This window comes from Bacillus sp. LQ16, assembly GCF_057784645.1.
Genome location: NZ_CM173491.1, coordinates 2126052 through 2146635, shown reverse-complemented (window position 1 = coordinate 2146635; position 20584 = coordinate 2126052). Strand labels below are relative to the sequence as shown.

16 protein-coding genes, 2 pseudogenes and 2 other annotated features (1 of these 20 running past the window's edge) are annotated in these 20584 nt (G+C 34.8%); of the genes and pseudogenes, 4 read left to right on the top strand and 14 right to left on the bottom strand.

The features are described 5' to 3' along the window. Positions 1–24 (bottom strand) — a binding site (T-box leader) (it extends 217 nt beyond the left edge of the window). A 73-nt stretch (positions 25–97) separates the two neighbouring features. The 13 genes from AC3EMB_RS10835 to AC3EMB_RS10775 all read right to left on the bottom strand — a co-directional run bounded on the left by AC3EMB_RS10835 (position 98) and on the right by AC3EMB_RS10775 (position 15812). Next, positions 98–4300 carry a tetratricopeptide repeat protein gene (locus tag AC3EMB_RS10835; protein WP_488517675.1) on the bottom strand — a complete coding sequence of 1401 codons (4203 nt, stop codon included), beginning with the start codon at positions 4298–4300 and terminating at the stop codon, positions 98–100. A gap of 307 nt (positions 4301–4607) precedes the next feature. After that, positions 4608–5486, bottom strand: coding sequence for a class I SAM-dependent methyltransferase (locus tag AC3EMB_RS10830; protein ID WP_053564639.1), 879 nt, complete (start codon positions 5484–5486; stop codon positions 4608–4610). Positions 5487–5661: 175 nt separating this feature from the next. Continuing rightward, the gene (gene argS / locus AC3EMB_RS10825; RefSeq protein ID WP_053564640.1) at positions 5662–7350 is read right to left on the bottom strand and encodes an arginine--tRNA ligase; all 1689 of its coding nucleotides are present in this window, start codon (positions 7348–7350) and stop codon (positions 5662–5664) included. A gap of 45 nt (positions 7351–7395) precedes the next feature. Then, positions 7396–7610 (bottom strand) — a binding site (T-box leader). A gap of 40 nt (positions 7611–7650) precedes the next feature. Then, positions 7651–8427 (bottom strand): class I SAM-dependent methyltransferase, encoded by a 777-nt coding sequence (locus tag AC3EMB_RS10820; RefSeq protein ID WP_053564641.1) that lies wholly within the window; start codon positions 8425–8427, stop codon positions 7651–7653. Positions 8428–8476: 49 nt separating this feature from the next. Beyond that, on the bottom strand, positions 8477–8911 hold the full coding sequence (locus AC3EMB_RS10815; protein ID WP_000063706.1) for a BrxA/BrxB family bacilliredoxin: 435 nt from the start codon (positions 8909–8911) through the stop codon (positions 8477–8479). Positions 8912–8994: 83 nt separating this feature from the next. After that, positions 8995–9378 carry a thiol-disulfide oxidoreductase DCC family protein gene (locus AC3EMB_RS10810; protein ID WP_000634891.1) on the bottom strand — a complete coding sequence of 128 codons (384 nt, stop codon included), beginning with the start codon at positions 9376–9378 and terminating at the stop codon, positions 8995–8997. A 3-nt stretch (positions 9379–9381) separates the two neighbouring features. Continuing rightward, the gene (locus tag AC3EMB_RS10805) at positions 9382–10509 is read right to left on the bottom strand and encodes a conserved virulence factor C family protein (protein ID WP_000692587.1); all 1128 of its coding nucleotides are present in this window, start codon (positions 10507–10509) and stop codon (positions 9382–9384) included. Positions 10510–10803: 294 nt separating this feature from the next. Next, positions 10804–11277 (bottom strand): Imm26 family immunity protein, encoded by a 474-nt coding sequence (locus AC3EMB_RS10800; RefSeq protein ID WP_000026686.1) that lies wholly within the window; start codon positions 11275–11277, stop codon positions 10804–10806. Positions 11278–11608: 331 nt separating this feature from the next. Next, positions 11609–11944, bottom strand: a complete 336-nt coding sequence (locus AC3EMB_RS10795) for a single-stranded DNA-binding protein (RefSeq protein WP_000982013.1) — start codon at positions 11942–11944, stop codon at positions 11609–11611. Between the two features lie 161 nt (positions 11945–12105). Then, a complete protein-coding gene (locus AC3EMB_RS10790; protein WP_053564643.1) occupies positions 12106–12360 on the bottom strand; it encodes a DUF4318 domain-containing protein in 255 nt (84 codons plus the stop codon). A 105-nt stretch (positions 12361–12465) separates the two neighbouring features. Continuing rightward, positions 12466–13197, bottom strand: coding sequence for a Bax inhibitor-1/YccA family protein (locus tag AC3EMB_RS10785; RefSeq protein ID WP_001260655.1), 732 nt, complete (start codon positions 13195–13197; stop codon positions 12466–12468). A gap of 75 nt (positions 13198–13272) precedes the next feature. Then, positions 13273–15168 (bottom strand): ABC-F family ATP-binding cassette domain-containing protein, encoded by a 1896-nt coding sequence (locus tag AC3EMB_RS10780; protein WP_000783191.1) that lies wholly within the window; start codon positions 15166–15168, stop codon positions 13273–13275. Further along, positions 15165–15812, bottom strand: coding sequence for an HD domain-containing protein (locus AC3EMB_RS10775; RefSeq protein ID WP_000165961.1), 648 nt, complete (start codon positions 15810–15812; stop codon positions 15165–15167). The genes AC3EMB_RS10780 and AC3EMB_RS10775 overlap by 4 nt, the downstream gene beginning before the upstream one ends. Before the next feature lie 109 nt (positions 15813–15921). Between AC3EMB_RS10775 and AC3EMB_RS10770 the strand changes: the two genes are divergently transcribed. The 3 genes from AC3EMB_RS10770 to AC3EMB_RS10760 all read left to right on the top strand — a co-directional run bounded on the left by AC3EMB_RS10770 (position 15922) and on the right by AC3EMB_RS10760 (position 19274). Further along, on the top strand, positions 15922–16746 hold the full coding sequence (locus AC3EMB_RS10770; RefSeq protein WP_366988503.1) for a hypothetical protein: 825 nt from the start codon (positions 15922–15924) through the stop codon (positions 16744–16746). A gap of 670 nt (positions 16747–17416) precedes the next feature. Then, on the top strand, positions 17417–18907 hold the full coding sequence (locus AC3EMB_RS10765) for a WXG100 family type VII secretion target (RefSeq protein WP_488517674.1): 1491 nt from the start codon (positions 17417–17419) through the stop codon (positions 18905–18907). Positions 18908–18932: 25 nt separating this feature from the next. Then, positions 18933–19274: a hypothetical protein gene (locus AC3EMB_RS10760; protein ID WP_053564647.1), complete on the top strand. Its 342-nt coding sequence runs from the start codon at positions 18933–18935 to the stop codon at positions 19272–19274. 58 nt (positions 19275–19332) lie between these two features. On the opposite strand, the pseudogene AC3EMB_RS10755 reads toward AC3EMB_RS10760, so the two are convergent. Then, a pseudogene (locus AC3EMB_RS10755) lies at positions 19333–20077 on the bottom strand (N-acetylmuramoyl-L-alanine amidase); the annotation flags it as partial. Between AC3EMB_RS10755 and AC3EMB_RS10750 the strand changes: the two are divergent. Then, positions 20078–20542: pseudogene (locus AC3EMB_RS10750) on the top strand (site-specific integrase); the annotation flags it as partial. Between the last annotated feature and the right edge of the window lie 42 nt (positions 20543–20584).

The following is a 20584-nucleotide window of genomic DNA, read 5'->3' as shown; positions in this document are numbered from 1 at the left end:
ACTCTTTCTCGTCTTCAGATTTGTATACTTTATTAAAAGTTATTTTATGCCATTTGACAACTAATTGTCAACTAATTCAAAATATATTCTTATACAATTACTTTTCAAATTCTCGCAATGCTGCTAAATTTTCATCATCCTCAATAAGTTCAGCAAAGAATCCCGATTCATCCTCACGAAGGACAATTTCAAGCTCTTCCTTCGCCTCTTCATTTCTATTTAACTGTGCTAAATAACAAGCACGATCATATCTTGCTAACAAATCATTTGCATCCATTGTTAATACTTCATTTGCTATTTTTTCTGCCTTTAGTGTTTGGCCGGCACCATGATATGAAGACGCTAAAGAAAGGAGAATTGCTGTTTCATTTGGATGATGTATAGAAGCATTTTCTAATACATGAATTGCCTCTTCAAACCTTTCTTGACTTTGATACATTTCTCCTAAAGCAAGAAATGCTCTACTTACGAACGGTGTTTGCTCCGTTAATTGTAAGGTAATCTTTTCTGCTTTTCTTTCTTCCCCTGCTTTAAAGAATACTTGTGCTTGCAGAAGAAGAGTATCATAATCATCTGGTAGTTCTCGAACCATTTGCTTCGTTAATTCCAAAGCATCTCTTAACATATCTTCTTCCTCGCACTCAACGAAAAGATTTACAAGTTGCTTCGCTACTTCATAATCCCATCTATTTTCTAGTGACGTGTGCAGAATCTCTATTGCTTCTTTATTCATCTCTACATTCTCATAAAATAGCGCAAATCGCTGTGCTGCCATACTATTTTTCGGATTTAGCTTTAAAGAGATTTCATATAAATCAATTATCATAGTAACCATTGAAATTTCTTTGGCACGATTTTTCATACGATAAAAAGCTCTCGTAATGATAGATCGTTTTGGTTGTTCATGCAGCTGGCGTTCAATCCATATTTCCGTAACCGCAGCTGCAGCATACATGAATGCTGCACTTCTTTCTGCTTTTTTCACCTTTAACGTATGAAGAAAATCTCGTATGTTAGACAATTTTTTATGCTGCTCTACTGCTTTTACATAAACATCAAATATACGTTCATTATCAAAATCTTTTTGTATTACTTTCATTGCAACTTCAATTGCTTTTACATTTCTTTTTTTCACTAATACTTTTGCATAATGATATAGAACTTCTATATGCTCACCATCTAATTGTAGCGCGTATTCAATCTGTGCTTGTTCTTTATCTATTTCATTCATCGCTCCGTACACATATGCAATCGCATCTAAACGCCATATTTCAGGTACTTCTTCCTCTAATTGTTCTAGTTCAGTCAGCAATTCTTCCTGAAGATTCATATCTACTGAAAGCTGTGCCAAATATTCCATATTAATATGCAACGGCTCTTCCTTCATCGCCTGAACCATATGACTTTGTTCTTTAGAACGGTTTTCTTCTTTTTCGTATATTTCCGCAAGCTGTAAATGTACACCTACGAAATTCCCATCAAGCTCTAAACATGTTTCATACGCTTGTTTTGCTTCCGTCAATTGCCCTAATGCCATAAGTGTTTCACCAATTCGGTAATACGGTAATGCCGTTTCCTTTTGTTCTATCGCCTTATTATATCTTTTCATCGCTTGGCCGTACTGTCCAATAGATTCATATAAAATACCTGCATAACAACCGTACTCACTTACTTCATTACTTTCTTTGTGTAACGTTCTTAAAAACGCTATACCTCGTTGTACAAATTCCGTTCCTTTAATTCGATTCACATATTCATCTAACGCACTTGCTACATTATAATCACTTTTCTTTATACCATTTTCTAACTTAGATAGCGCTACTTTAAACCCTTCTTCATTTCCACCAAGTTCAATTTCAGCATCCCATAAAACCATTCCTGCATTCATGAGGAAATCTTGGCTCTTTTCAATTTGCTTCTCAAGACCAAGAATGTATTCTTTTGCTTCCTTGTATTGTTCTCTTGCCATATACACTTGTGTAAGTCCGAAGTGAGAATAAACATCCTCATCGTTTTCTTCTAAAGCACGCTTATACAATACTTCTGCTTCTTCCAAGCTATCATTTTGAAAATGATAGTCACCTAATTTTACGTAAAGAGGTGCTTTATCATCACAATTCTCAATACCGTTTAATAAAATTTCTTTCGTACTTTCCTCATCCTTCAAATCAGATTCGTATATTTCCGAAAGTTTCGTATAAATGTAAGGTGCATTACTATCCAAATGAATCGCTACTTTAAGCCCTTTTATTGCTAAATATAATTTTCCTAGTTGATGTGCACATCTCGCTCGTTCATACCATACATGTGCTTCATATTTATACTCTTTTAACAAGTCATTAAAGATTTCATATGCTTCTTCATATCTTTCTAAATCTATTAATATTAAACCGTGATTCGTTAAAGTGAACCTTTCAGGACTGCGCTCTAACGCAACTTGAGAGTATTGCAATGCTTTTTCAGATTGATCAATATACATATAGGATAAAGCGAGAAAACTCCAAGCAATAGGCTGATCTGCGTCTAATTGTAACGATGAACGAAAGCTTGAAATCGCTTCTATATAACTTTCCTGCTCAAAAGCATATCTTCCATTTATCAAATGATATAATGCACGATTATTTTTCTTCTCAACGCTTGTCAGCATTTGCTCCGCTTTCTCTACTTCCTGAAGACGAATAAAACACTGTGCACCATGCAATTTAACAAAGTCCGAGTTCGGAAACTTTTCCATTAACTTATCGATACAATATAAAATAAATTCTTTATCTACTTCAACATCTAAGTGCTTTATCGTATATAGCCACGTATTTGGATTATCGCTCGTTTCTTTTAAAAATTGTACTAAGTTACTAATTCCCTCTTTGTCATGTTCATCTAAATGATCCGTAAGAGAAAAAATAGATTTAAAATAACGATTTTCTTCCTCACTTAGAAACGCTAGTTGCGCCTTCTTTTCTTTCGGAACAAACGTGATTGCTAAACAGCCTGTATAACGATATTTTTCTTGTAATTTACTATATTCTACAAGAACTGGTTCTATAAAGTTTGGATCTTGAACATAGAAAGCTTGCAATGTATCATCATATCCAGATAGAACTTGTACGTGTGAAGCATGCTCAATATCTATACTTAATAAAACAGGAATTCCTTCATCAATCAGTCTCTTATAATTCTCTTCATTCCCTTTAAAATAACGATATTCATAACCTAATTCTTCTAAATAAGAAACAGTATCTGAAAACTTCGATCCTGTCATATCAAAAATAAACTCTGCTATTTCATCTTGTGTACGTGTCTCTCCCCATATACGCAACATCATCTCTAAACTTGTCGGAACACAATAATTATCCTTTTGTACAATAGGAACTATCGGCAAGTGAACCTTTTTTCCATCCGGATTTTTTTCTAAATTATGATATAAAGATTCTTTTAAACTCTTTTCTTCTTTTAATAGCTTTTGTAAATCTGCAAATTTATTCATTTTGTACAGCGCTTCTGCACGTAAATGTACAAAGTAAGTGTTATAAGCATGATATGGCAGCTGAGTATTTATGTTATCTATTACCGCTAACATCTCTTCATATTGCTCTAAATCTAATAAATACTTTACCTTCTCAAAATGAAAATATGGTACTTGTGGGAACTTTACAATCGCATCATTAATTAACTGTATCGCACGTTTTTGTTCTCCTTTATTTGCATACAATTGTGATAATAAATAGGTAGATAACTCTTCACAATCTTCATGCTGCATGCCAGCAATAAATTGTTCTTCCGCTTTCTCCCATTCGCCTGTATGCATATAAACGTAGCCCCATTTATCAAACACTACGCGCGTACTATACTCCTCTGCTTTTTGCATATACATTAGCACTTCTTCATTTCTTTTCATTTCTAAAAGACATCGTACTAATGTAAAATATGTTTTCGCTAAAAAATCTGCATCCATTTCTTCTTTACTTAACTCTTCTAAAGAAGATTTTAACAACTGCTCTGCTTCAAGAATTTTCCGCTCATCAATTAACTCATCACAATATAAAGAGAGCGTTCTCATATTTGGGAATTTTTTATAAGCGTAGCGAATGAGGAATGAACTGTATTGGTGCATAAGCCCTTCATCAGTAAGGCGAATTAATATGTCAAACTCCTTATGCGAAGGAATATTAGCAAGCCAATTCTTCACATAGGATAAAGTATTCGTTTCTTTTATATATGCAATTTCATTATTTATTTCCTGTAATCCATCTACAAATCTCTTGTCTTTTAAACAAGTTTCTAACTGCTTAAAATCTAGCATGCATTCACCTCGAATTTATATTTATACTGCTACTTGCTTAGATTTTACACACCATATAGTATGTATTCAACTAAAATCTCTTATAATGGATGGTATTAATTAATATTATTCAAATTTATAACAAAATATAGTAAAAATGATTGTTTTTCTCCGTATTTTGTTTAATTATATGGAATAACGTAACATGCGGTTTTAATCTTGTAGAAGCTGAAATTAGTACATAAAATTATATCAGCGATAATTCAAATATATCGGCGATTTTCAAATTATATCGACATTAAACGACGATCCTTATATATCATGACTTTTAACATACTATGTCACCAAATGTAATTTTCATATTCGGAGCGTATACTAAAGAAGAATGCACATGAAATATTTTAAAAAATCGTAGTTCAGCTTCATATTGAGCTAGCGCATCATCATATGTTAATCCTCTAGCCATTAAACGTTCTACAAATTGTTGCTTATCACCCGGATCACCTGCAATCCCCTCTTCTTTTAATGATTGATACAAATCGTTTTTATCATTGTGATGCATATTTGAATCTAAAAAGTTCACTTTATCGCTTACTCTACATTCAATATTTTTCACACCTAATTCACTTAAATATATCGGTATTTTCATACCAATATTTCCATCTTTTCCACTCCTCTGCGTGTCACTTTCAAATAAATTCTGCAAAATGCCTAGCTGGATAATTTCCGATTGGTTCTCTCCATCCAAAGTGTATGAAGACATATTTGATATCCAATGTGGTTCAAAACAGATTATTTTCCCGCCACTTTTAACTGAATGAATCATTTTTTGTAGCATCGTTTTTGGTGAACTCATATGTAATAAGAAGGCATGACAAATTGCTATATCGTATGTATCGTTCAATTCAATTTCTATAGCATCTCCCTCCAGAAATTCTGACTCGTACGGAAGTGAACGAAACAACTCTCTCGCTTCAGCTAATAATGTTTCTCCACTATCAATGCCTGTATACTTTGATCCTTCTGGAAGTAAAGGCATTAATAATAAGCCTAAATAACCATATCCACAACCATAATCAACAACATGGACTGGCTCAGAAATCTTCCAAACTGAATTCACTAGAAAACTTACATAATCGCTATTGTAATATAAATCTCTCGTATTTTTTAAATACGCTAGTTTACTGTTCCAATCGTATGTTTCCAACCTCTAACGCCTCCTTTTATATACACCCCTTACAATTCTCCATTTAACAAAACATTCCTACATTTTTAACAATTACCCAAGAAATTGGTTTTAATAAGGTGAGATTACTGCTTACATGACTCCTATACCAAATAAAAAGGCATACATATCTGTAATGATACATACACCTTTTATGCTACATCTCCTCAGGAGCCTCCACCCCAAGTAAACGTAATCCTTCTTTTAATACAACCGTCACAGCATAAACCAATGCGAGTCTGCTGTCTTTTTCTTCACTCTCTTCTAATATACGAACATTACCGTAATATTTATTGAACGATTGTGCTACATCTAATACATATTTCGAAATAATCGATGGCTCATTTTTATTGAAAGCTGCTTCAATTACTTGTGGGAATTTGTTTAGTAATTTTACGACACTCCAGCTATGATCGTCTTTTAAAGCAAACGTACATGTTTCAAATTCTACACTTTCTTTTCTTAAAATAGAGCAAGCACGTGCATGTGTGTACTGTACGTACGGGCCTGTTTCTCCTTCAAATTTCAGCATGTTTTCTAATGAGAATTCAATATTGTGCATACGCTCATTTTTTAAATCGTGGAAAATAACTGCACCTACACCGACTTGCTTTGCTACTACTTCTTTTTGTTTTAAGTTTGGATTTTTCTCTTCAATATTTTGTTTTGCAAGGTCGATTGCTTCCTCAAGTACTTCTTCAAGTAAAATAACTCTTCCTTTACGTGTCGACATTTTCTTACCATCTTTTAAAATGAAGCCAAACGGTACGTGTTCCATACCATCAACCCAAGTATAGCCAAGTTTTTTTAATACAGTGAAAAATTGATTGAAATGTAAGCTTTGTTCTGGACCAACAACATATAGCGCTTTATCAAACCCATAAGTGTTTTGACGATATAAAGCTGCCGTTAAGTCACGCGTTGCATAAATCGTCGCACCATCTGATTTTCTAATTAAGCAAGGCGGCATTCCTTCTTCTTCTAAATTAACGACTAATGCGCCTTCTGATTCTTCCAGTAAGTCGTGCTCTTCTAAAATCCCAATAAAGTCTTCCATTTTATCATTATAGAAAGCTTCGCCTTGAAAATTAGTAAATTCCACACCGAGAAGTTCATAAATACGAGAAAATTCTTTTAATGATTCGTGACGGAACCAATTCCAAAGTTCAACTGCTTCTTCATCGCCTTCTTCTAGCTTTTTAAACCAAGCACGTCCTTCTTCTTCTAATTCATCATTCTCTTTTACTTCTACATGAAACTGAACATATAACTTAAATAGCTCACGTATTGGATCCTCTTTCACTACTTCTTCATTTCCCCATTTTTTATAAGCCGTAATTAACTTTCCAAACTGTGTTCCCCAATCTCCTATATAATTAATCCCTACAACTTCATAGCCACATTTTTCAGCGATATGTTTCAGCGAATTTCCTATCATTGTAGAACGTAAATGCCCCATCGAAAAAGGTTTCGCGATATTAGGAGAGGAATAATCAATTACTACTGTTTTTTCACAGCCAAAGTGGTTTTGACCGAACTCTTCTTTCTCCGCTAAAACTGTTTTTAATACTGCATCACTTACAGTTTCACGATTGAAAAATACATTTACATAAGGACCAACGGCTTCTACTTTCGTAAAAAACGGATCATTTAATTTCTCAGCAACTTCCTTTGCGATAAGAGCTGGTGCTTTTTTATATTGCTTCGCTAATGAAAAACATGGGAACGCTGCATCTCCAAATTCATCTTGTTTCGGTGTTTCAATTAAATCTAAAATTTGTTTTTGCGTTAATTCATTCGTGAAAATATTAGATAAACTTTCCGCAAACTGCATTTTATAATCCATGATACAACCTCCTTATTTTTTAAAACACAAAAAACTCGTCTCTAAAAAAGAGACGAGTTTGAACCCGTGGTACCACCCTTGTTGTTCGTTACGAACCACTTTCCCGTTTATAACGAGGACAGGGGGCCTCGGCTTTCTCTACTATTCGTTCAAGAAGCATCTCCGAAGTGCGCTTCATCTTTTTCTTCCGTACTAGGCTCACACCATCCCTAGCTCGCTTTCCTTCTAAAAAAGACTACTCTCTTCATCACAGACAGTATATTTAATTAATTATTGCTTATTATACATCTTTTCAAACAATTAGCAAGGGTCAATTACACCAAAGTGAAACTTAGCACTTTTTCTTTTGTATACGTGAAAATTGTGTTTTTCAAATCTAGAACTACGGAAATGATCTTTTAATACAACACGCTTTCTCGCCACTCGCTTCGCCTCCGCAATTGTTTCATCAGTAATATCATGATACAAAGCGAAGTGTTTTAATCCTTTAATTCCGTCAGATTCTATGACAGTTTCTTCAAACATCGGATCAAGGTAAACGACATCATAACTATTGTCTTCACATTGCGCTAAAAATGAAAAATGCTCCGTTTGCGTTACTTGGATTCTTTGCATTGCTTCATCGATTTCAGAAACAGATGAAGACCATGTTTTCAAACCATTTCTCATGATATAAGCCATATATTCATTGCCTTCAAGTCCTGTTACTGTTCCACTTTCACCAACAACATAACTAGCTACAATACTATCTGATGCCATACCGAGCGTACAATCTAACACTGTCATTCCGCTCTCTAATTTAGCAGCTTGTACAAACGGATCGTGTTCTCCACGCATTAACCTTTTCACACGAAACATCGCTGAGTTCGGATGAAAGAAAAATGATTCTTCCGTACCTTTCGGATAAATAGCTAATCGGTTCTTTCCTACGACAAGTATATCTTGTTCATACTGCTCATGTAATTTATGCACTGGTATATCATTACGTAAAATGAAAGAACGATTTAATTCTTCTGCTACCTTTTTTGCATATGCTGTCATTTCTTTGTTTGTTCTTCCTGCTGTTGTTACGATCATTGTTTCACCTCTATATAAAGAAAAGAGGGAGATTTACTCTCCCCCTTCTTTAACAATTCTTTTCGAAAGCTTGCTCTAAGTTCGTAATAATTTCGTCCATAGTTGCACCTTCAATTTCATGACGGTGAATGAAGTGAACAACTTCTTTTCCTTTTAATAATGCCATAGATGGTGAAGATGGAGGAATTTCTCCGAAGTATTCACGCATTTTTGCAGTAGCATCTTTATCTTGACCTGCGAATACAGTTACAAGATGATCAGGTTGTTTTTCAGCACGAACAACCGCTTGACCTGCTGATGGACGTGCTAAACCAGCTGCACAACCACAAACAGAGTTTACAACTACTAAAGTTGTACCTGATGTATTTTCCATAAATTCTGTTACAGCTTCTTCTGTAGTTAACTCTTCAAACCCAGAACGCACTAACTCTTGGCGCATTGGGATTACCATTTGGCGCATGTATTCTTCATAAGCATTTGACATCTTGTAATCTCTCCTTCAACTTTCATTCCAAATTCATCATATCACGCTCTATTAATAGGTGCAAAAGAAAGATAACGATGATTTCATTTTTTTGTAGGGATTTCACAAACCCCACCGCGGCAATGTCCCACTGGAACAAGTTTTCTATTATTAGCGATATAATCGTATACTTTACTTCCAAAACCAAGTACGATAGATAGCTTTATAAAAGGAACTGCAAACCAATAAGATGGAACGGCCTTTGCCAATACATCTATGCTCTGAATGCCGTCATACCACTTATTATTTTTAAAAATATACAATCTTTGTTCCATTTTACTTTGTAGTTCTTGAGAAAGCTTATATTTCTCAACTACATCTTCATTTCGAAATGAAACAAATTTCATCTTACCCTTTTTATCTAATTTTTTCGTACGTTCTGCAACGGCCGTACACATCGGACACCAACTATCATAGAAAACAATCATACATTATTCCCCTTTACGAGACTCCGTCATTTGTTTCCATACAGAACCTTTTGCTTCTTCTCCGCCTTCAATACGCTCTAATGCTAGACGTGCTTGCATCGCTACTTCAAACTCTGAATCATCTTGCGCTGCTTTTAATGCTGGAATCGCACTTTCATCTCCAAGTTCAAATAAGAACATCGCTGCACGCCAGCGTACTAATTTACTTGGATCTTTCAGAGATTTAATCATAACGAACATCGCTGCCGGATCACCTACATCTGATAAACAATCTCCTGCAGTACGACGAACACTTACAGAGCGATCTAACAACGCTTTATATAATAACGGTAATACTTCATCACCTTTTACCATACCTAAATACGCTGTTGCTAAACGGCGTATTGAAACTTTTTCATCATCTAACGCCATCTTCAACACTGGAATATCTTCTTCAGTAGGATCCATTTGTTCTAATGCTGCAAAACGGTTTTTCCAGTCAGAATCTTTCATCATCTCTTCTGTTACTTTATATGGTTCACGCTTTTGAATCGTTACTTCAACAGCACCTGCTTGATTTAATAATTCTTTAACCGTTTCATTTACACGTTCTTCTGAATAAGCAGCAACAATCTCTTCTACTACTTCTTTCCCGATTTCTTCAAAATTACCGTAACGTGTACTTTGTTCTACCCATTTACGCTCTTTTACAACGTTTGGTGCAGACATTTGTACTTTCATAATTGATTCTTTGAAACGATCTGGTAAGCCAACGCGTTCTTCCGATGTTCCATCTGTTAACTTTACTTGCATTGGAATTGTAAAGAACATTTGAACAAACACTTTCACTTCTCCAAAATGAGACAGTTGTTGTTCTTCACTTTCTTCCACTACTTCTTCGCCAAAAACAGCACGAACTTGTTGTAATAATACTTTCCAGTCATACTTTGCATTTCGCTCGACTGCTAAAAAGTCAGCTACATGATACACACCTTTAATGCCTTCAATTTTCAAAATTTCTTGCACTTGCATTGGTGCTTGTTCTTTATTTTCATTTGTATAATTATTACGCGCTCCTGATGGTAATACTTCATTCAAAATAACTTTCATTGTATTTGGACTTGGCGTCGGTTCAATTGCTTTAATCTTCACGTAAAAAACTCTCCTTTATTGCGTGTTCTTAGCTGTATTGTAACATGTTATCACTCTATACTCCTACTCAGGTGCTTAATTTTACTACTTTCTTCCCGCTACCATACTATTTCATTCTTTTTACATTTCAAATTAGGGATGGGATTTTAAAAGCTTTCGTTTCCGATGATTTTTATTTTTTATCCATTTCTTGAGGCATCGCCATTATTTTTGAAAAAAACACGCTAAACAAAAAAATATGTAAATAAGCTATCCATATGGATAGCTTATTTACATATTTTTCGTTATTGGAAGTTATTTATTTGCTAATAAATCTTCTGCGTAACATTTAATCATCATGTAGCCTGCGTAACCGAACTGATCATACGTATCTGCTTCTTCTTTGGTCGCCTGTCTAAGTACTGAATATCCTTTCATTAACATACAATTCTCATCATGAACCATTTGTGAAGTGAAATACTCTGTTTCAATTCCATCTAATTCTAATGAACGATAGCCACTTATAAAACCATCCAATGCTGTTTCATGAATGGTTTTAATATGAACATCTATTTGTATTAACGTTTTACAACCTTTTAAATTTTCAGCCATAGGTGGGCTATCTCCGATCCAATCCATCAAACCTGCTAAAAATCCCCTTCTACTATTTGGATCTGTTTCAATTACTCTACCACATGCAAATTTACTGTTATCTAAAGGAATAGTCCAAAATTGCCCTGGTACTAAATAACGATTTGATTTTGGTTTAAATGGATAGTTTATACTCATTGTTCTCCCCATCTCTTTTTTATCTATTGTATAACATATTCATGTAAAGTTAACATAACGTCCTATTATCGGTAGCAACAAAAAGGAGGATTCCTTACTCTCAGAAGGATCCCCTTTTTTATTTTCTATCACTCGATTCTTCTTTTTATACATTCCTATCCTGGCATGGGTTTTACGGTTCTCGATTGTTACTGGATTAGCCGAAAAACGTAATAAAATTTTGTATACTCTTTACTTGTTTTCCAAAAAAATCTGGCGGTACTCCTTCTTTAAGTTTATTAAAATACTTTCCACAATTTTTTCCGTAGCTATTACTTAAAATCACCTTTTATTACGATGCCCCCTCCCGCCTTCTCTCCAAAAAGGTAATACTCTCAATCACAACTTCAGTTCTATATATTCTCTTGCCTTGTTCATCATCGTAATTACTCGTCTGAATACGCCCTGTAATCCCAACAAGTGATCCCTTCTTACAATATTCAGTTACATTCTCAGCCGATTTTCGCCAAACGACACAATTAATAAAATCGACTTGTTGTTCACCTAAACTATTTCGAAATCCTCTATTCACCGCAATACATATTCTTGCATAAGCAACGCCTTGTTTTGTGTAGTATAATTCTGGCTCCTTTGTCAATCTACCGATTAATACAACTCTATTCATCATAAGTTATACCACCTCACATATTTTTCTCCATTGTAAGGAGAAATGGATGAATGGTAAAAAGCACAAAATGATGTATCCGTAAGTAAAAAGTATTAATTTAGACCTTACAAAACAAAAAAAGAAACCATACATAGTTCAAACATGTATGGTTTCAAAATTTATTACACTTCAGTACAAGATATGTAATATCCTCCGCGAGCCATCTTTATTTCAGCACGGTACATTACATTTTCTAAGTAAAAAGTAATCGGTTTAACTTTACTCTCAAATTTTAGTCTTTCATTGCATTCAGTTGCATATCCTTCAATCGCTGAAGTAATAACTTCAGATGATGGATACGTTAAAGCTTCATCTAGTTCTATGAAAAAACTTTTAGAAAATAGTTTTTTCATAATCCCCTTCTTCCCTTTCATCATATTCCATCTCCTTCAATTCAAGTTGATAACATCCATATTATACCATACGTTCAATATATCTTTGAAAATAAAAAAAACCTGCATTTTTCATGCAGGTTTTTTTTATTAGTCATTTTTCGTAAAGTAAGAAACGAAACGAAGAATTTCTAAGTATAACCAAACTAATGTAAGCATTAGTCCCATTGCAGTGTACCACTCCATATATTTCGGAGCTTGACTACGTACACCATTTTCGATTAAATCGAAATCTAGTAATAAGTTTAATGCAGCAACTACAATAACAACTGCACTAATAATAATACCGATTGTACCACCTTGGTGAATGTATGGAACAGTTACACCAAACATATTTAGTAGGAATACGACTAAATACATAACCATAATTCCAAGTGTTGCTGCCATAACGCCTGTACGGAATTTATCCGTTACTTTTACTACGCGTGTTGCATATAACACTAACATTGCAAATAGAATTGAGATTGTTAGTAATACAGCATTTAAAACGATAGAATCGCCAAATTTCATTGTATAAACTGCTGAAATACTTCCTAACACAACCCCTTCTACCGCCGCATAGATTGGTGCACCAAAAGGTGAAATACGCGGGAAGAACATAGACGCAAATGCGATGATTGCTGCAACGATTAAAGCACCAATTAATACTGGCATCTTCATCGTCCCCTGCATCATCTGTATGTATGAATAGACAGACGTTGCAAGTAGCAAGATAAGCATAATGAACGTTTTGCCTACTGTTCCGCCAATTGTCATCGCAGAAGCGCTTGCTCCCTCTTTACGGAATGCCTCTTTTTTCAACATTGGATTAGATGTTCTCATTTTTTCCCTCCTAAAATAGGTTCTACCAATAGTGTAAAGTTTTTCTCTTTACTTTTCAATATATGCAGCTTGTTTTTATTTTAATCCTTCAACGATGTCTGATAGTTCACTCCATCTTTCCATCTTTTTTTCTAGCTCTTCTTCTGTTTTCTGCTGTGCTTCAGATAATTCTTGTGCCTTTGTGAAGTCAGATCCAACTTTCGCAAGTTCTTCTCCAATTGACTCAATTTTTTCTTCAAGTTCGGCAATTGTATCTTCAATCGTTTCCCATTCACGCTGCTCATTGTATGAAAGTTTACGTTTACGTTGTTGTTTTGGAGCTTCTTCTACTACTTTTTTCTCTTTTTGAACTTCCGCTTTCTCCATAAGTTCTCTCGTTTTTTCCATTTCTAAATAATCTGTATAACTACCTAGGAACTCACGCACTTCGCCTCCGCCAGTAAAGATGAACAGTTCATCTACTACTTTATCTAAGAAGTAACGGTCATGCGATACAGTTAAAACGACACCTGGGAAATCTTCTAAATAATCTTCTAGTACTGTTAATGTTTGTGTATCTAGATCATTCGTAGGTTCATCAAGTAAAAGTACGTTTGGTTCTCCCATTAAAATACGTAATAAATATAAACGTCTTCTTTCACCACCAGATAGTTTACCAAGCGGTGTACCATGTGAATGAGTCGGGAATAAGAAACGTTCTAACATTTGAGATGCACCAATTACTTTTCCATCTGTTGTATGAATAACTTCTGCAATCTCTTTAATGTATTCAATCATACGCTGATTTAAATTCATCTCTTCATTTTCTTGCGTATAATAAGCAACTTTTACAGTTTGCCCAACTTCAATTTCACCACTATCAGGAGATAACTTACCTGCAAGCATATTTAATAGCGAAGATTTCCCGCTTCCATTCGCTCCAATAATTCCGATGCGATCGCCTGGTTTCACGATATGATTAAAGTTGTTTAATACCGTTTTATCACCAAATTTTTTCGTCACATCTTTTAACTCAAGTACTTTTTTCCCAAGACGGCTACCGCTAAGTGCAATATCAACTGACTGTTTTGCAGCTGGCCCTTCTTGGCCCTTTAGCTCATCAAATCGTTGAATACGTGCCTTTTGCTTTGTTGAACGGGCTTTTGCACCGCGGCGGATCCATGCTAGTTCGCGGCGATATAAGTTTTGACGTTTTGATTCTTGCGCAATTTCTTGTTCTTCACGAAGCGCTTTCGCTTCTAAAAACGTACTGTAATTCCCTTCATAACTATACAGTTTTCCATTATCTAATTCGAAAATACGATTCGTCACACGATCTAAGAAATAACGATCATGGGTTACAAGTAATACTGCACCATTATATCGAGCTAAATATTCCTCTAACCATTCCACTGTCTCATGATCAAGATGGTTCGTAGGCTCATCTAAAATTAATAGATCCGGTGTTTCAATAAAACATTGCGCCATCGCAATACGTTTTTTCTGTCCACCAGATAAATTTCCAACAGTTGCAGTGAAGTCCGTAATTCCTAATTTCGTTAAAAGAGATTTCGCATTTGCATTTGCTTCCCATGCACTCATTGCATCCATACGTTGCTGCACTGCAAATAATTGTTCCTGTACTTTTTCATTACTTGGATCTTTTTCGATATGTAATAGCGCCTTTTCATACTCACGAAGAAGACGAATTAAAGGAGTATCACCATGGAAGACTTGCTCTAGCACTGTTAGTTGTTCATCAAACTCTGGTTGCTGTGATAAATAACTAATTGTATACCCACGAGAATGAGTCATATCACCTGTATCAGGAATTTCTGCCCCTGCAATAATTTTTAATAACGTCGATTTACCAGTTCCGTTTACACCGATAATTCCGGCACGGTGTCCTTCTGCAATACTAAATGATAATCCATCAAATAACGGTTTTTCTCCATATGATTTTGATAAGTTTTCCACAGTTAACATTTTCATATTTGTGCATTCCACTCTTTCATAAATTGTTCAATAAACTGTTCCATATAACGATGACGAACTTCCGCCTCTTGTTTTGCTGCGTTCGTGTTCATTAAGTCTTTTAATTTCAAAAGTTTTTCATAAAAATGATTTAAAGATGGATCGTTATTTTTTCTATATTCATCTTTCGTCATCACTTCACGCGGAGGAATAGTTGGATCATACATTAATCTCCCTTTCGCTCCACCATACGCAAATGTGCGAGCTATTCCAATTGCTCCAAGGGCGTCTAAGCGATCCGCATCTTGAACAAGCTTCCCTTCAAGTGAATCCACTTTACCGCCATGACCACCTTTATAAGACATATTGGCGATAATATGAAGAACATGTTTACTTTCCTCTTCTTCCACATGTAACTCTTCTAACCAATCAGAAACTTTTTTCATTCCTTCTTCTTCACTTTCATTTAACTTCTCATCTGCCACATCGTGAAGTAATGCTGCCATTTCAATTATAAAACGATTTCCCCCTTCTTGCTCGGATAAAGAAATCGCCAGTTTATGTACGCGTTCAATATGATACCAATCATGCCCACTCGCATCTTTTTCTAAAATATGTTTTACAAAAGTAATTGTTTTTTGAATCTTTTCTTGTTTTGTCATTTTATCTTCACCCAGTTACTTATTGTAACACGCCCACATTTTTTCATCACATATTTTCTTGTCCGCCCATACACTGAGTGGTAAGCATCATCATGAAGGAGGAATAAATATGTTCTATAATAATCAACCGCCTTATCCAAGGCAACCATTTTACCCTCAACAAGAACAAAGATACACAGAACAATACGAAGAACAAGAGTTACAACAGCAAGAACAACAATATGACGAAAACCCATATGCAACAACGCAAAATCAAGAAACTGAATTTCAACAAAATCCATATGAAACACGTCCAAATTATGAATATCCTCAAAATCCATATGCGGTACCACAAAACCAAGAACAACCATATCAGCAAAATCCATATGCAGCACCACAAAACCAAGAACAACCATATCAACAAAATCCATATGCAGCACCACAAAACCAAGAACAACCATATCAACAAAATCCATATGTAGCACCACAAAACCAAGAACAACCATATCAACAAAATCCATATGCAGCACCACAAAATCCATACACAACTCAACCACAACAACCGCAATACCAACAACAAATGTATCAACCAAACTACGACGCACGTGTCTCACCACCTAAACCACCAACAATAGATCCAACGCAGCCACAAATTTTACCGCCAGGACCAACATTAGACATTACACAACCACAAATCTTACCACCTGGACCAATTACTGAACCAACACAACAACAAATTCAACAAGTTGTCGGTACACAGTTTTTACCTTTCAAGAAACCCGTACTAGATTTCGTAAAACCATGGGTAGATTACGGTTTAAATGAAGCAAAACATACATCACACGAACACGCATTAACAGAAGTTGCTGCGATTATGTTTTTAGTTGGTAAAGGCTTCAATCCGACGATTGCTCATTATATCGTAGAATCTTGGGAGAAGAATGAACAGTTTTAGGGTTGTTCGTTTTATTTTTAATAAAACAAACAAGCGTCACAAATGCCTGTTATACAAGCATTTGTGACGCCTTTTATTTGTTATATTATATTCTACTTCAAAAGGGTATTTCATATTTTTTTACATGTTTTTATATTATTTGTGAGCAAAATGTGAGCAAATAATAACCTTTTAATTAAACTGTATTAGCTTGAATTTTAATTTAATATAATTCTTTTAACATAAATTTTTACGATAAATCTTGAATTATAATCATTTTGATAAACAGGTATTACCGTTCCCATTGGTGAACTTGCGTGCGGAAAATATACCTTCATATTATATGGTTTCATTTCACACGTCACATAAAATGCCCTTTTATCTGATAACATTTTTCTATGATATCACTACTTGTTATTAATTCTTGGCTGTTTTTATTCTTGATATTAAGACTGTTTTTATGAGCATTTCGTATAAGTATGATGTAACTGATTAAAGCTATTTTCAAAGACGACATATCGGCGATAATTTATGTCTATTTCTTATAGGTGTTAGCAAGTTCGTTTGCAAACTTGTTAGCACTTTTTTATATTTCTTCTATAAATAAATCCCCCTTAATATAATCTAAATTTTATATATTTACTTTTCTTCTATTTATCTTATAATTTTAATTGGGAGAGGGAGGAAAAAAATGGTTCAAATCAAAGTGACACCTGAAATGCTAGAAGATGTTGCAAATCGTGCAAGTAATACCAGGATCGCATTAGAATCTATACATAATAATTTATGTAATGAAATAGATCATTTGTGTTTTCAATGGATTGGTGCCTCTAACCAACAGTTCATTCAAATGTTCAATGATGCAAGACCAAAAGCTTTTACATCTATCAATTCGATTATAAAAGTGGAAGAGGATTTGAAACGAATTGCCGAAAAATTCCGTACCGCAGATGCTTCATATGATGGAAATCTTGAAGAAGGAGCAATGTGTGGTAAGTTAAATAGTGAGAAAAATGATGGATCTTTACGTGACAAGGTTTTGCATGGTCTCAAGGAAACTTATGAGGATTTTAGTAAAGTAAAAAATTCCGATGAGTCTTTATATGATAAATTTAAACATGGTATCGATGCAGCGTATAAAGATGTGAATAAAATAAAAGACACTATAGATGATGAAATCGCATCTGCTTTTGAAAAATCTGGATTAGGTGTCCCCTATCACTTAAAAAAGGGAATGAGCGAAGCTATAGGTGATGAATTATTAGGACTTGCAGATGCAGTTATCCATCCAATTGACACATTTAATAACACGATTGAAGCCGTTTCTCACCCAGTCGAGACGTTCAATACGATAAAACAAACAATTTCTGATTCTTGGAATCGTGATGTTACCAATGGTGACTCGTATAGTGGTGCAGAATGGTATGGAAGCGCAGCTGGTCATACTATATTGGCTGTTGGACAACTATTCGTAGGAACAAAAGGCGTGGATAAAATTGCAATGTTGAACCCTGGCACAAAATTAGCTGAGATTTCACGAACTGCTAATCAAAGCTTGCAAGACGCTGCATCCGTATTCAATCGTAATCGCAATGAGTTTGCTTTAGCTGGCGGAAATAATATACGCTCTGCATTTGATACACCTGATTTTAGAAAAGCTGAAGAAAAACTATCGACTCATCAGTTTGCTAAAGACGAGGCTGGTTCTAGCGGAAATAATCCTGTTAATGAAAGTCATACTTCATCACTCTCTACTAGCGAAATTATATCTAGTTTACAAGAAACTGAGAATTTCCGGTCAAACTCACTCAAACATATCCTTGAAGGAGAGATAAACCGGAGAGGCGAAGCAACCGGATACCACTCAGAGTTTTTAGAGAATACTCACGGAAGAATAATTCCTGGCACAGATCGTAGCATTAATGATTATGGGGCATACAAAGCCCAAGTGGAAGTGGATGGGATTCCTAAGGCGGCGAATGGTGGCTATTCTACTTTTTTCCCTAAAGATTGGCATCCACAACAAATCGTAGACAATATAAACGAGGCATACAGCAATAAAATTCACATGGGTGGTAATACTAATATCTATGATGGAGTAGGGATAGACGGCCTACCTATTCGTTTGTTTTTAGATGGTAATGGTAAAATTATTTCTGCATTTCCAAGACAAGGTCGATAATTTAATTTTTAAGGGAGAAAATAATATGGATTACAAATTTGAGTTACTTAGTACAGGAAGTTTAGTTATTAGACTACCAAAGGAATTCGATATTTTAGAAGCTTTTTTAAATGTAGAGGTATCTGAATTCGGTGATTGGATAGCAGAAACTGTAGATAAAGTTTTAAATGAAAAAAGTGATTATGAAAAAATAAGTGCGAATATTTTTGGGGCAGATGTTCGAAGAGATAAAACTGTTATATTTAATAAGTATGATGAAGATGAAATCGAAATCCCTCTTGAAATAGAAACTATTACATTAAGAAATTTAATAGATATTTGGTTAAATGAATACTCAAAATTGAAAACCGAAAAAAATAACAATTAAATGATGTTACATACAGCACGAAAAAGGCCGCCTATAATAAGGGGCCCTTTTCGTTAAATTAACGCACATTCACATACGTATCAATAGCCGTAATATAGAAAACTTGCCCATGACTATTATGCACTTTATATTGATACGAATCATTTACACTTATCTTCGCATCAATTATAAATCCTAATCCTGCATCTACAGAACCAGCCACATCTTTATCCTGCCAAGATGGAGCATCATAGAAACGTAGATTGTTAACTTTTGAGACAACACGCTTTCCAACAATAGAAGAATCTACTGTACTTTTCTTATTAAACTTCACATAAGATGGATCGTTCTTAATCCACTGATTTCTACCAAGATTTAACCACCCGTCTTTTTCAGCCCACACAATATAAGATTCTGGTTTGTTCAACTGACGAATCTTAGAATAGCTTGTGCCAGGTCCTTTACGTAAATTAACGTTATAACCCTCAATATAAGCAATCCCATCTGTTACGGATGTTGGTACTTCCGCTGGTTTAGATGGCTTATCAGGACCAGAAACATCCACACTAGAATTATTGTATACTCGTTGTACATCTGCTCTAAATTGAGCTTCTGAAACGCCATGAGACTTTAAGTAATCAATTATCTTCATGATCTGTACCGCCAAGGTAATGAGTTACATCGCTATGTGTCCATAATCCTTTTTCTACAGATAACCCACGGTCACGTAAGATTTTAGCTAGTAACTTAACTTATTTGTCATAGCTGCGTTTGAATTTTGTATAGTCCGCTGTTTCGCATAACTCTACATGTACAAATCGTTTAAATCACTTGTAAAAACTGAAGAAGGACTATTTAAAGCTGCTACTAAAACTAAAACTTCTAATAGAAGCATTAGTATCTCTTCCTTTGTTATAACTGAGTTACAAACATACTACTTTTATAAAAAGAAAGAGTTTTTTCGCTGGGGTATCTCCTTGAATGAGGAGTCCTATATTTTCGCTGGCAATACGATTCATTCTCCCTTACATATAGATGCTCCTCATCGTTTTTTGAAAGACCATTATAAAAAAGCTGGTGTTCCACGAATTCGTATTCACGACTTAAGGCACACACATGCAACACTTATGTTTCAAGCTGGTGAGCATCCTTAAATTGTTCAGAATCGCATAGGACACTCCTCTATTCAAATGACTTTAGATAAATATAGCCACATTTCACAAAACATGCAGCAACAGGCCGCAGAAAAGTTTGAGAATGTAATAAAACCTTATGAAAACATCAAATAAAAACCAAAAAATTCTAATGTGAGCATTAATAAAAGGCAGAGC